The sequence below is a fragment of the Sorangium sp. So ce887 genome (assembly GCF_051521455.1).
Taxonomy (GTDB): Bacteria; Myxococcota_A; Polyangia; order Polyangiales; family Polyangiaceae; genus Sorangium.
The window spans coordinates 3622563-3635733 of record NZ_CP150354.1 but is presented as its reverse complement, the minus strand read 5'-3'; the positions used below and the strand labels follow the sequence as shown (position 1 = coordinate 3635733).

Below are 13171 nucleotides of genomic sequence, written 5' to 3'. Positions count from 1 at the left end.
GGGCCGACCTCCGCCGCATGGCGCGTGGTGGCCTCCGCGCGCTCGCGACCGACGAAGGCCTCGCGCTCTTCGACCTCGCCCTCGGACGCACCGACGCCGCGCTCGTGCCGGCGCCGTTCGACCTCGCCGCGCTCGACGCGGACACGCCGCGCGACGTCCCCGCGCTCTTCCGCAAGCTCGTCTCCCCGCGCGCCGAGCGAGAGACGCCCCAGGGCCCGCGCCTCCGCGCACTGCCGCCGGCCGAACGCGGGCGCGCGCTCGCCGACGTCGTGCGCGCCGAGATCGCGAGCGTCCTCGGCCACACGGCCGCGAGCGCCATCGAGGCGCACCGCCCGTTCCTCGAGCTCGGCCTCGACTCGCTCATGGCCGTCGAGCTCCGCGCCAAGCTCGCCGCGGCCACGGGCCTGCGCCTGGCTGCCGCGTTCCTCGTCGACCACACGACGCTCGACGCCGTGACGCGCGCGCTCCTCGCGCGGCTCGAGCAGGACGACACGCGCGACGCGTCCGCGGCGGAGCCCTCGGGCGACGCGGACGAACGCCGCGACACCGCGCTCTTCGGCCTCTTCAAGCAGGCGATCCACGCGGACGAGTCCGACCTCGCGCACAGCCTGCTGTTCGCCGCCGGAGAGATCCGCTACCGCCACGAGCGCGCGGCGCGCACCGCCCCGAAGGTCCTCGAGGCACCGCGCCTCGCGCGCGGCCCGCTCGGGCCAGGCCTCGTGTGCCTCCCGTCGTTCTATCCGCCGGTCTCGGTCTACACGCGCTTCGCGGCGGCGCTCCGCGGCGAGCGCGACGTATGGCTCCTCCCGCCGCCCGGCTACGCGCGCGGCGAGCACCTCGCGCCCGACATGTCGGCGCTGATCGAGCACCAGGCCGCGGCCATCGCCCGATGCACGGCGGGCTCGCCGTTCGCGATCGTCGCGTACTCGTCGGGCGGGTGGCTCGCGTACGCGACGGCGAGCCACCTCGAGAGCAAAGGCGTCTCCCCGCGCGCGCTCGTGCTCCTTGACTACGTGGATCAGAGCATCCCGCGGGAGCTCAGGCACCAGATCTGGCGCGAGTGGGTCGACTTCCCGGTCCCTGCCCGCGACGACGTGGAGATGAGCGCCCTCGGCCACTATGTGAAGCTCCCGCTGGCCGAGACGCCCGCGCAGATCGCCGCGCCGATCCTCCTCGTGCGCCCCGCGACGCTGTCGGCGACGGACGTGTGGCCGCCGCACTGGCGCGCCCCCGAGACCGTCGTCGAGGTCTCCGGGAGCCACTCGACGATGCTCGTGACGCACGCCGAGAGCACGGCGCGCGCCGTCCACGAGTGGCTCCTCTCGCGCCCCGCGTAGCGAACCACGAGGCGCTTCACACGCACCCTCATCGCCGTCCCATCCGCCCCATCACCGCCCCACGATCCGGAGAGTCCAGATGAACAAAATCCAGGAAGCCTACAGCATCGCCATGAACGATCCCGCGTACGAGAAATTCGCGGGCGGTTACGTGAACTACGGCCTCTGGACGAGCGCCACGAAGAGCCCCGCCGAGGCGTGCCACCACCTCGTCGACACGCTGCTCGCGAAGTTCCCCGAGCGAGGGAGAGTCCTCGACGTCGCGTTCGGAAAGGGCGTCTCAACGAAGCGGCTCGAAGAGCGCTACGGCGCGGAGAACGTCGTCGGAATCAACATCGACCCCGACCAGGTTCGGATCGCGCGCGACCGAGGCGTCACCTGCGATCTCCGCGTGATGGACGCGGCGCAGCCCGATCTCCCGAGCGAATCGTTCGACGCGATCCTCTGCGTCGAGTCGGCGTTCCACTTCCAGAGCCGCGCGCGGTTCCTCGCCGAAGCGCACAGGGTGCTGCGGCCGAACGGCGTCCTCGTGATGTCCGACGTCCTGTTCCGGACGGGCCACGGCCTGGATCCCGAGGTCTTTCCGCTGGAAAACCAGGTGAGCTCCGTCGACGAGTACCGCGGCGCGTACATCGCCGCGGGCTTCTCGCCCGACTCGGTCGCGATCGACGTCTCGACCCGCCAGCAGATTTACGCCCTGTCCGCGGCGGTCGCGGGGGCGTTCAACTTCTTCCGCGGGCGGCCCCCCGGGGCCGAACCGCAGGCGAACGAAAGCCAGGCGTTCGCGGCCGCGGAGCGCTTCTGGGCGTCCTTCATCGTGAGCCGGCTCGTCAACATCCAGGAGTGCGTCTTGGTCGCCGCGCGCAAGTGAGCGCGCGGCGCTGCTCGATCGACCGACACCAACGAACACCGGACTCGATATAGGACCTCAGCGTCGGGCGATCTCCTTCGCCTCACGGCTGCGCGGAGCGGAGAAAGCACACATGATCTCCATCTCGGAATCCCAGCGGAAGCTCTTGCCCCCGGGGCCCCGGTCGCCGATGGCACTGCAGACGTTGCAGTGGCTCAAGAACCCGGTGCCGTTCCTCGAAGCGTGCGGGGCGCGCTACGGCGAGATGTTCACGCTGAAGCTCCCGACGCAATGGCCCGTCGTCGTCGTCCAGCACCCCGAGGCCGTCAAGGAGGTGTTCGCCCTCGACTCGAACGCCGGCCACGCGGGCGAGGCCAACAACATCCTGAAGCCGTTCCTCGGCGAGCACTCGCTCCTCGTGCTCGACGGGGAGGCTCACATGCGACAGCGGAAGATGATGATGCCCGCCTTCCATGGCGAGCGCGTGCAGGCCTACGGTCAAGCGATGATCGACGCCGCGCACGCGTCGATCGACGCGTGGCCCGTCGGCAGCCCGTTCGCGGTCCACGCGCCGATGCAGGCGATCACGCTCCAGGTGATCCTCCGCACGGTCATCGGCATGATCGATGGGCCGCTCCTCGCCGAGCTCGAGGAGCTCTATCCGCAGGTCATCGACGCCGCCGCAGCGCCGGCGATGCACTTCAAGCTCTTTCGCAGGGACCTCGGGCCGTGGAGCCCGTGGGGCAAGTTCAAGCGCCGCTCGGCCCGTGGAAAAGAGATCATGATCCACGAGATCCGCCGCGCGCGCGAGAAGGGCACGGCGGGCCGCACCGACGTGCTCGCGATGATCATCGACGCGAAGGACGAGAACGGCGAGCTCTTGACCGAGGACGAGATCCACGGCCAGCTCATGACGCTCCTCGTCGCCGGCCACGAGACGACGGCGACGGCGCTCTGCTGGGCGCTGCGGTGGCTGCTCCGCGACGCTGCGCTCACGCGGCGCGTCGCCGAGGAAGCCGCTGAAGTGGCGGACGATCCCGTGAAAATCGCGAAGAGCGAGCTCCTCGATCGCGTCGTGAAGGAAGCGTTGCGCCTTCAGCCGATCGGGCCGGTCGTCGCGCGCGTCCTCAAGCAACCGCTCACGCTCCAGGGCCGCGAGCTCCCGGCGGGCGTCATGGTCGCGCCGTGCGTCCAGCTCCTGCACCACCGCCCGTCGCTCTATCCGGATCCGGCGCGCTTCGACCCGGACCGCTACGCCACGTTCAACCCGAAGCCGTGGGAGTTCATTCCGTTCGGCGGCGGCCTGAGAAAGTGCATCGGCGCCGCGTTCTCGATTTACGAGATGAAGATGGTCCTCGCGACGGCGTTCTCGCGCCTCTCGATGGATCTCGCGACGGACGACATCAAGATCGTCCGCCGCGGCGTGACGCTCTCGCCGAGCGGCGGGCTCCCCGTTGTCATCCGAAAGAAGAACCCGCGTGCGACGAAGCCCATCGCCGCCTGACCACGACGCCGCGGCCGCGGATCGACTCCCGCAGCGCCGCACCCACGGCTCGGCGGGGCGGCCGCCGTCGTGAAGCCGTTCAGGACTACGCGTCGAGGAGGCTCTCGTCCAACGGGGCCACCTCGACGCCGTGCTTGGCCGAGATCGCGGCGCGGAGCGCGAGGCACGCGCGGTGGCGGCGGAGCTTCGCGGCGTTCACGCTTATGCCGAGCACCTCGGCGATACCGCGAGTGGACGAGTCGTCGTCTTTGATCAACGTGACGATGACGCGCTGGGTGTCGGGGAGCATCGCGAGGGCATATTCGAGCGCCCGCGAGCGCCGTGAAGCGTCGAGGAACTCGTCGGTCGACTGCGCCGTCGACGCGACATCGTCGAATGAGCTCGGGTCCACGAGGGACTCGGCCTTCTTACGGGAGTGATCGATGACGACGCGCCGTGCGAGCGAGTATGCCCACGGCGAGACGTCGCTCCCGGCGACGAAGCGGTGCCGCGTCGCGTGGATCTGCAACATCGTCTGCTGGAGAAGATCCTCGGCGAGCGCCGCGTCGCGCGTCCGCCGCAAAATATAGCGAAAGAGGCGAGGGGCGAGCTCTCTATAGAGCTCGCGAAAAGCGGCGACCTGGCCGCTGACGTACCGATCCATTGCGGATTTTTCGCGCCCTCGCTCGTCGCCGGCCGGCAGATCCGCTTCGCCGGCCGGCGTTGCTCGGGCCTCCGCGGGCATCAGCCCGCTTTCGTCCTCGCGCCTTGGCCAGCTCGCGTCTCCTTGGTGGGCCCGGTCCGATTTTGTTCGGCGTTCTAAGACTGAAATTTCCCCCTCGTTCGAGTCACGATCTGCATTCATCGCAAATTCCCGGGTTGCCCTTGAATGTTTGTCATGATCGTCTCCACCTGGTTGGGTGGGCAGTCGGATTATCGCGCAAACCCGATTAGTCCCGGGTTGCCCTTGAATGTTTGTCATGATCGCCTCCACCTGGTTGGGTGGGCAGTCGGATTATCGCGCAAACCCGGTTAGGGGCAACTTCAGCTCGCGCTCAACAGGACTCACGTAGTCGATGCGTGAGGGGTGCCATCACCAATGCTCCGCCACTGCATAGCGCGACTGTACTCATTGCCTTTAACTTCACAAAACACAACAATCCGAACTAGGATTCACCTTACCACGAGCGTTCTAGTTCACAAGCAGGATCGTCCTGGAGCTCACAAAAAAGTGTGGGTCTGTGTCGGCCGGATCGAGCTCGGAGTGCGCCAGGCGCGCACCGGAATCGCCGTGGCCTTGGCATGCAGTCTATTTCTATGACGTTTCGTCTTTGAGAGTCGATACATCCATTGAGGTATCGTCGCGGTGGAGGCCTGGCGATTGCATCGGAGCGCCTGGTCGCCGGCAACGCCGCGGGTCTCTGGCAGCTCCGGTGGATGGAGGCGCGGCGCCGACGAGGTCGGCCGACCGGTGTGCCAGGTGGGATGTGTCGTGCTCACGAGCGCCGGGGAGCGGCCGCTGTCGTCCCCGCTCCTCGTAAAGAGAGACGGTGGGGACCGCGGAGGCGCTCGACGTGGCTGCCACCGGTCGGATCGCTCGGCAGCTCACGCCCGAGGTGGGCGTCACGGGAGATGTCCCCCTTTCGCTCACCGCCCCGCACCGCGTGCGAGGCCTGTCTCGCCGGGTTGGCGAGCGACGGCGCGAGACGCGGTGGGGCCGACGAGGAGCAGGCGGCGGTTTCCCTTGCATGACCGGGCTGCAGAGCATGGACTAGAGCGGGGAGCAGGTCCGAGGGACACAGTACCCGCAGTGGTTGAACCAGCCGCGAGCGTCCGCCGGAGTGATCGCGCCGATCGCATGTCCCATCGACTTGTAGACGGCTGAGGGCGATCGCGGTGCATCCGTTCGGATCGACTCTTTGATCTTGGAACCACAATTCTCGACCGGAGAAAAGTCCGGGGAGTAGGGCGGCAGGTACATCAGCTTCGCGCCAGCGCCTTCGATCGCTTCGCGAACACCCCGCGCGCGGTGCGCCCCGAGGTTGTCCGCGATGACGACTTGGCCTGGCCTCAGCGCCGGTACGAGCTGTCCCTCGACGTACGCGCGGAAGGCTACGCCGTCCATGGTGCCCTCGAACGCGAAGGGAGCGACGACACCATCGAGGGCCAGCCCGATCGTGAGCGTGATCATAGGGTCGGTGTTGATCGGCACCGCGCCGTGGGCACGGATTCCCCGGGGCGCCCATGCGTGCCTCCGCGTCATGCCCAGATTGGTCCCAAATTCGTCAATAAAAACCAGCTCTTGTGGATCGAGCCGAGCGAGCTTCTTTGCGAAGGCCTGGCGAGCCGCTGTCACATCTTCCGTGTCGCGCTCGGCTGCGTGGAGCGCTTTTTTTTCCGGGTGATGTTCAGCCGCCGTAACGCCCGGCCGACGGTATGGCGGCTGGCTACGATGTGATCACGGCGCGCGAGCAGGTCAGCCAAATCGTCCAGGGTCGCGTCGGAGGACGTCGCCACGAGCGATCTCAGGTCATCCAGGGCTTGCCCGTTGATCTTCGGCCGCGGCCCGTTCGCGCGAGGGCGCGGCGCAACGCTGCCGGTCGTCCGGTAGAGCGTGAGATAGGACTGCACGGTTTTCGGTGCGACTTCGAACTGCTCAGCCAGGTCGCGTACCGATCCTTCCCCATTCTCGTACGCCTTGACGATGCGCTCTCGAAGGTCGAGTCCGCAGGGTCGCATCCTTGCTGCCCTCCCGCCACGGGGATGCAAGCAGCGTGCACCTCTGTCAAGCGACAGTAACTTCTGACCCCCTTACGACAGTAAAACTGACCCCCCCGCGCTCCTGGATCACCTGGCCGGCGCGGCGTTCCCGCCGAGCAGCCCCGCCTTCTTTTTCTGCTTCAGCCTGTAACTGTCTCCCGAGATCATCAGGGTGTGGCTGTGGTGGAGCAGACGATCGAGGATGGCGGCAGCGAGGACTTCATCCCCGAAGACCGTGCCCCACTGCGTCACCACCTGATTTGTCGTGATCAGGGTGCTGCTCTTCTCGTACCTCCTGGCAACGAGCTGGAAGAAGAGATGGGCGCTCTGCCTCTCGAAGGGCAGGTAGCCCAGCTCATCGACCACCAGCAACTTCGGCTTCGTGTAGAAGAGGAGCTTGTCCGCGAGCTGCCCTTCGGTTTCGGCCTTCGAGAGCGTCGCCAGCAGCGCGGTCGCGCTCGTGAAGAGCACCGAGTGCCCCGCCTCGACGGCGGCCCGCCCCAGCGCGATGGCCAGGTGCGTCTTGCCCACGCCGGGAGGGCCGAAGACCAGCACGTTCTCGGCTTGGGCGATGAAGCGTCCGGTGGCGAGCTCGCGGACGAGCTTCTGGTCGATCGAGGGCTGAAACTTGAAGTCGAAGTCCTCAAGCGTCTTGATGGTCGGAAAGTGTGCGATCTGGATCCCCATCGCCACCCGCTTGCGCTGCTTGGACCCGATTTCCTCGGACAGCAGCTTGTCCAGGAAATCGAGGTAGGTCGGCTCGGCCCTGGCCGCCTCGGAGAGCAGGGCGTCGAGCCGCTCGGCGATGGAGCGCATTCTGAGCCGGCTCAGGCTCTCAACAACGCGCGCATGCACCAGCTCGCGGCTCACGAGGCCACCTCCCCGATGACGGCCGCGTAGTCCGACAGGCTGCGTCCCATGGCCTCCAGGGCGCTCAGGGGCGCCTCCGGCTGCGTGGGCGCGGCAGGCCTGCGCCACAGCCCGTCGAAGTGGCTGGGGTCGGTGACGCGAGCATGAGGCTCGAAGGAGCGCTCGTGACGCGCCACCAGCTCCGTTCCCCGGTAGATGCGGACCTCGCGCTCACCGACGACGACGTCCACAGTGTCGCGCACAAGCCGGTGCGGGACGCTGTAGCGGACCGTGTCCACGTCGACGAGGGCGTCGTTGGCCACGCGTCGGCGAAGCCGCTGCTCTCGCACCGGCAGGGGCCGTGACGGCAACGGCCGGAGCGCGTGCCGCTCATCGCGCTCGAAGCGCACAAGCGGCGCCTCGTGGGTCGTGCCGTGGATGCGCTGGTCGGCCTCGGCCATCCACCGGACCAGATGGCCTTCCAGCGCGGCAAAGGACTCGAACTCGCGCCCCGCCAGCCCGTTGCGCTTGACGTACTTCACGCCCGACTCCGTCTTGCCCTTGGTGCGCGCCCGGTAGGGCCCGCAGGCGCGCGGGGTGACGTCCCAGTCGCGGCAGAAGGCGAGGTAAGCCGGGTGGAACGTCACGGTGCCTGTCTCGCGCTCGCGGCCGAGCACCAGCGAGCGTGCATTGTCCCCGAGCACCGTGCGCGGGACACCGCCGAAGTGGCGGAAGGCTTCTGCGATCCCTTCGCGCCAGTCGTCCTGTCGCTCGCTCAGAAAAGCCTTGACGAAGAGCCGCCGTGAATGACTCAATACGGCGACCAGCAGGTGCACCCGGACGAAGGTGCCGGCGATGCGGACCTGCTTCTGACCGAAGTCGATTTGCATCTGATAGCCAGGGTCGGTCTCAAACCGTACGCTGGCCACGTCGGCAGCCCTCTCCTCGCGGCGAAGATCGGCAACGATGCGCTGCACGGTCCTCGGGCTCACCGAGACGCCGCGGTTGACAAGCTCGCCGGCGACGACCACGGCGTTGCCCTCCGCCAAGCCGGTGAAGAGTTGCTTGGCCTCAGCGCGGCCGTCCTCGTCCAAGCAGCGCCGAGCAGGGCGTATCTGCGCCTCCGCAGCGGCTCCACCGCGCAAATAGCGGCGGACTGTGTTGCGAGCAACGCCGAGCTCCGCGGCAATTCGTTTGGAACCCCACCCGCGACCCGCTAACTCGCGAATCTGCCGGATAATGTCCGGCTCGATCATCTTCAGCACCTCCGAACGGAGAGGTGCCACGTCCAAGTCCCTATTTTCCATACCATTTCCTCCGCTCTGGCGCGAGGGAGGGGGGGTCAGTTTTACTGTCGCCAGGGGGTCATTATTACTGTCGCTCTACAACCTCGGACCTGCTCCCCGCTCTAGACCTCTCGGCGTGGATGCGCCGTTGCTCGAGCCGCCGGTCCAGCGAGGAGGGGCGGTTCCACCCCTTGTATGTTGGCAAGCCCCGCCACTCTTCACGGATTCGTGCGCGGTCGCGTCGATTCACTTTACAGCGTTGGTGCAATCATGCGCGGCACGCGTGCTCGCGGACGCGCCTGCTGGTCGGCAGGGATCGCAGGCTGGTCCTCCCCCGCTTCCGCGGACACCCCCGATGGCACCAGGAGGCAGGGATGCCTTCTTCAGCAGTCCCCCGCTCGCTCGCTCTTCCGCGTCGAGGATCCGCGCGAGGCGTGCGCGCCGGCTCCGGCCACGAAGGTCGACCACCTGCGCGAGCATCACCTCGGCCGCTTCGCCGCTGCGCTCTTCAGGTAGGGTCGCGGTAGGGACGGCCCTTCGTCTCGAACGGGGATCTTGTTCGTGCTCAAGACGGGGATCCCTTGGGAATATCTCCCGCAAGAGCTCGGCTGCAGCGGCATGACGTGCTGGCGCAGGCTGCGCGACTGGCAGCAGGCTGGCGTCTGGGATCGGCTCCACGAGAGCTTGCTTGATGAGCTCGGCGGAGCCGACAAGATCAACTGGGAGCGTGCTGCGCTGGATGCCTCGCTGGTTCCGGCAAAAGCGGGGTGAAGAGACTGGACCGAACCCCACGGATCGCGGCCGGCCGGGCACGAAGTATCACCTCTTGGTCGATCAGAATGGTATCCCGCTCGCCGTCGAGATGACGCCGGCGAACGTCCATGACTCGAAGATGTTCACCCCTAGAACGCCAATCATGTTGAAACCCGGAGAATTTTCACAGGGAGGCGAGGAGGCGGGGAGGAAGAAAAAAAATGAATTTCTCCCTCTCGCCGTCTCTCGCTCCCCGCCTCCTCGCCTCCCTGTGAAAATCCTGCTTTTTTTCGGGGTTTCAACCCGTTTGTCGCTCTAGGATCGATGCGGTGCCGCCGATCGCGCGTCCTTGCGGCCGACCGCGGCGCCGCCCCAAGAAGCTGCCCGCCGATAGGGCCTACGACGATTCGGCACTGCGCTTGGCTTGCCATCTGCGCCACAGGCGGACTTCGTGCATGGTCGCTGCCGCACTACGAACACCCCGGCGCCCGGCTCGGCTGGACGCCGCGCTCCTGCACGAACCCGCAGCCCTCAGTGAAGTCTGGGCACGCGGCTGGGCGGGCTTCGTCGAACGCGTGGGCAGCCACTTCGCACGCGCCGAGGTTCGTGCCCACGTCGCCGCCTACCTCAAGGGATTGCTCAGCCCGATCGAACGGAAGAACAGCTGGCAGTTCGCCGAGGCTGTCGGCGACCAGACCCCGTACGCGATGCAGCACCTGCTCAGCCGCGCGCGGTGGGATCCGGACGCTGTGCGCGACGATCTCCGCGCCTACGTCGTCGAGCATCTCGGCCATCCAACGGGCGTGCTGGCGATCGACGAGACGGGGTTCTTGAAGAAGGGGACACACTCGGCCGGAGTGCAGCGGCAGTATAGCGGCACGGCCGGTCGGATCGAGAACTCTCAGGTGGGGGTCTTTCTCTCCTACGCTACGCCACGCGGGCGTACCTTCCTCGATACGAGCCCTCTACCTGCCGGTGTCCTGGATCGAGGACCGTGCGCGCTGCAAGCGCGCAGAAGTGCCCGAGAATGTGACGTTTGCGACCAAGCCGCAGCTTGCGGTGCAGATGCTGCAGCGGGCCTTGGAAGCAGGCGTGCTTGCCGCCTGGGTAGTGGGCGATGCGGTGTACGGTGACGACAGCAAGCTGCGGCGCTGGCTGGAGGAGCGAGAGCAGCCGTATGCGCTGGCGGTCTCAAGCCAGCACCGGATCTGGACGGAGTGGCGCCAGATCATGGTGCGCGAGCTTCTGCAGCAGGTGCCTGCCGATGCCTGGCATCGTACGTCATCGCTTCCCCCTGGCCCAGGCTTCGCCTGGCGCACGTGAATTGCAATTCAACCCGGAGGCTCCCGGCAGCCTCCGACCGGGCGGGTGTCTCCGGCGAGCGAGTCGAGCAGGAGGCCGAGCGCCGCGGCCGCCCCGGCTGAGCACGCCGGCCAGCAGCCCCGCCGCGCGGTCGACCTCGTCACCGCGGTTGTCCGGGAGGTGGTGGCACCCCAAGAGCGCTGGCCCGAGCTCTCCAGACGGGCCCTCCTTGCCTCGTCGTCGGGCATCACCCTGCCGAGCGCTGCCCAGAACTCCCGCCCATGGTGGGCGTGGATCAGGTGCGCAAGCTGCGCCGCACGCGGGGACCGAGCGCGTGCTCTTCGTCGGGCGTCAGCCGTCGTAGCCGCATGCGCTCCTCGAACACAAGGACGAGGCCGCAGACGCAGACGCAGTAGTTCCCGGGCTCGGCGTCGATCAGTCGGATGCGACCGGCGCGGGAGAACACCCGGCCGCTTGGAGCTACCCTACAAGAGGGGCAGATGGCTTGGATTCGACCGGTCATCGGTGGCACCTGCGGGTGACCATAGCCGGATTGCCGACCGTGTCGAGGTGGTACAGCTGCCATCTCGCTCAGGATGCCCCGGCTTCCGCTGCCCCCGCGTGCATTACGGTGAACGAGCTCATTTTGCCTCGCGGATCGGTGTTCGCGACCCCCGCCGCTCGCGATGCGGTCGCCGCGGGGGCATCCTCGCGGTGCGTGTGCCGCGGCGCCGACGGTGCCGGCGAGCAGCGCGAGCTGCGACGGCCGGCAGCGTGGCCGACGCGCCCGGGCCTGCCGCTTTCGTCCGCTTCCCGGACAGCACGGCCGCCGCTGCGCGGCGTGCGCTCAGAACAGGCCGTAGCTGCTTGGCCAGCTTGCCGCTCCCGTAGTCCCAGCCGAGCGCGCGGCCGGGCACCGTCGCCGGGAACGGCGGGGTCTCCATCAGGGTGGCGGTCGTCGGAGGCGAAGTCGATGCCGACCCGATCGTCGAGGGTCCCACCGGTGGCCACGGTAAACGCGACCGGCGCGCCGTAGGCGCCGAGGTTGGGGAGGCGGCCGCCGGGCAAGGTGTACGGCACGGGCGCGGTGTAGTGGTCGAGGTCCTTGCTGTAGCCCGAGCTGACGGTGCCGTCGGCGAGCCAGGCGTAGACGTGATCATTGGCGGTGGCGATGGCGAGGCCGACGATGTCGATACATCGCCTGGCCCGGCGGCAGCGCGAAGCCCCCCTCGGCGGCGTAGGCGTCGAGATCGACGCTGGTGCCGACGAGCAGGGAGCCGAGGAGAGCCGAGAGCCGCGGGCAGGAGGGTGATCGTCTTCATGGTCGTCTCCACGTGTCGTTCATCGCTCGTCGCTTCGCACCCGTCGAGTACCGTGGTGCGCTTGCAGCAGCGTCTTCGAAGCGGCGGCAGAGCAAGCCAGGTGCCGGAGGTGCGCAGAGCGCGTGTTGCGCTCGAAACGCCGTTCTGCGCGGGGAACAGCCCCGGGGAAGCGGAGATGAGGTGTAACGCGAGGGGGTCACGCGCTGGAATGCGCGCGTGTCACGTGGGATGACACGGCGACACCGCCCGCCATGCGCCGGTCGCTGGCTCTCCGGTACGGCCCCCGAGGGCGCTGGGGGGGCTTTCAGCTGCTTCAGCCGGACGTGGCCGAGCCGCACATAGAGACCGCCACCGGAGGACTGTGCTACACCAGGGAAAAGGCACAGGCGTTCCCAGGTCGAGCCTCCGGGCACCCCCCAGCCCGCCGCCGAACCCACCCTGATGGTCAAATTCAATCTCCTCCCCGCCGTCGCGACGAAAGCTCGCGAGCTGACCGACGACGAGGTCGCCCAGCTCCGGGAGGACCTTCGCCACGGCCCCGTGGACGACGGCACGTTCGACGCGCTCTACGCCGCGCCGATTCGCGACAAGTCCAAGCGCTACTGGACTAAGGCGGAGGTTGCCCGACAGGCGGCCGCGCTGTTCGCGCGCTACAACGCCCGACGGGTGCTCGACATCGGCTCCGGGCCCGGCAAGTTCTGCCTCGTCGCCGCCTGCGCCCGACCGGACCTCGACTTCACGGGTGTCGAGCACCGGGCCCACCTCGTCGAGGCCGCTCGGGCGGCTGCGCAGCGCCTCGGCATCGACAACGTCCGGTTCTTCCGGGCCGACGCGACCGACCCTGCCTGGTTCGGGTTCGACGGCTTCTATCTCTACAACCCGTTCGCCGAGAACCTCTATTCGGCCGACGATCATCTCGACGATACCGTGGAGCTCTCCCGGCGCCGCTTCATGAACGAAGTCGGGCGAGTGACTCGCTGTCTCGCCAACGTGGCGATGGGCACGTGCGTCGTGACCTACAACGGCTTTGGCGGACCGATCCCCTCGGCGTTCGAGCTCATGCACGCCGAGCCGGCGGGCAGGGACTGGCTCCGCCTCTGGGTGAAGCAGCACGAGACGGCGGATCCCGGGGGTTACTACCTGGAGGAGGACGACGGCGTGACGCTGGTCCGTGGCGAGCTGTCGGACCTCAAGGAGAGGATCGCCGAGCTGCTGTGAGGGCGGGTCCG

General features: G+C 67.9%; 11 protein-coding genes and 3 pseudogenes. 7 read left to right on the top strand and 7 right to left on the bottom strand.

Annotated features, from left to right (window positions below):
* The first annotated feature begins 17 nt into the window (after positions 1-17).
* The 3 genes from WMF36_RS13745 to WMF36_RS13735 all read left to right on the top strand — a co-directional run bounded on the left by WMF36_RS13745 (position 18) and on the right by WMF36_RS13735 (position 3691).
* Positions 18-1337, top strand: a complete 1320-nt coding sequence (locus WMF36_RS13745) for a thioesterase domain-containing protein (RefSeq protein WP_437581909.1) — start codon at positions 18-20, stop codon at positions 1335-1337.
* Between the two features lie 79 nt (positions 1338-1416).
* On the top strand, positions 1417-2208 hold the full coding sequence (locus WMF36_RS13740; RefSeq protein ID WP_437580043.1) for a class I SAM-dependent methyltransferase: 792 nt from the start codon (positions 1417-1419) through the stop codon (positions 2206-2208).
* 112 nt (positions 2209-2320) lie between these two features.
* On the top strand, positions 2321-3691 hold the full coding sequence (locus WMF36_RS13735) for a cytochrome P450 (protein WP_437580042.1): 1371 nt from the start codon (positions 2321-2323) through the stop codon (positions 3689-3691).
* 85 nt (positions 3692-3776) lie between these two features.
* On the opposite strand, the gene WMF36_RS13730 is transcribed toward WMF36_RS13735, so the two are convergent.
* From WMF36_RS13730 to istA, 5 genes are all read right to left on the bottom strand, one after another.
* Positions 3777-4535: an RNA polymerase sigma factor gene (locus WMF36_RS13730; protein WP_437580041.1), complete on the bottom strand. Its 759-nt coding sequence runs from the start codon at positions 4533-4535 to the stop codon at positions 3777-3779.
* A 906-nt stretch (positions 4536-5441) separates the two neighbouring features.
* A complete protein-coding gene (locus tag WMF36_RS13725; protein WP_437580040.1) occupies positions 5442-6026 on the bottom strand; it encodes an IS630 family transposase in 585 nt (194 codons plus the stop codon).
* The gene (locus WMF36_RS13720) at positions 6023-6409 is read right to left on the bottom strand and encodes a helix-turn-helix domain-containing protein (RefSeq protein ID WP_437580039.1); all 387 of its coding nucleotides are present in this window, start codon (positions 6407-6409) and stop codon (positions 6023-6025) included. The genes WMF36_RS13725 and WMF36_RS13720 overlap by 4 nt, the downstream gene beginning before the upstream one ends.
* Before the next feature lie 108 nt (positions 6410-6517).
* A complete protein-coding gene (gene istB, locus WMF36_RS13715) occupies positions 6518-7300 on the bottom strand; it encodes an IS21-like element helper ATPase IstB (protein WP_437580037.1) in 783 nt (260 codons plus the stop codon).
* A complete protein-coding gene (gene istA, locus WMF36_RS13710; protein WP_437580036.1) occupies positions 7297-8535 on the bottom strand; it encodes an IS21 family transposase in 1239 nt (412 codons plus the stop codon). The genes istB and istA overlap by 4 nt, the downstream gene beginning before the upstream one ends.
* Before the next feature lie 576 nt (positions 8536-9111).
* On the opposite strand from istA, the pseudogene WMF36_RS13705 reads away from it, so the two are divergent.
* From WMF36_RS13705 to WMF36_RS13695, 3 pseudogenes are all read left to right on the top strand, one after another.
* Positions 9112-9463, top strand: a pseudogene (locus WMF36_RS13705) (IS5 family transposase); the annotation flags it as partial.
* A gap of 166 nt (positions 9464-9629) precedes the next feature.
* Positions 9630-9743: pseudogene (locus WMF36_RS13700) on the top strand (IS5/IS1182 family transposase); the annotation flags it as partial.
* An 87-nt stretch (positions 9744-9830) separates the two neighbouring features.
* Positions 9831-10513, top strand: a pseudogene (locus tag WMF36_RS13695) (IS701 family transposase); the annotation flags it as partial.
* A 136-nt stretch (positions 10514-10649) separates the two neighbouring features.
* Here the strand turns inward: WMF36_RS13695 and WMF36_RS13690 are convergent.
* Positions 10650-10916, bottom strand: coding sequence for a hypothetical protein (locus WMF36_RS13690; RefSeq protein ID WP_437581908.1), 267 nt, complete (start codon positions 10914-10916; stop codon positions 10650-10652).
* Complete coding sequence (locus WMF36_RS13685; RefSeq protein ID WP_437580035.1) at positions 10916-11086, bottom strand: hypothetical protein; 171 nt, start codon at positions 11084-11086, stop codon at positions 10916-10918. The genes WMF36_RS13690 and WMF36_RS13685 overlap by 1 nt, the downstream gene beginning before the upstream one ends.
* 1297 nt (positions 11087-12383) lie before the next feature.
* On the opposite strand from WMF36_RS13685, the gene WMF36_RS13680 reads away from it, so the two are divergent.
* Positions 12384-13160: a methyltransferase domain-containing protein gene (locus tag WMF36_RS13680; protein ID WP_437580034.1), complete on the top strand. Its 777-nt coding sequence runs from the start codon at positions 12384-12386 to the stop codon at positions 13158-13160.
* The last annotated feature ends 11 nt before the right edge of the window (positions 13161-13171 follow it).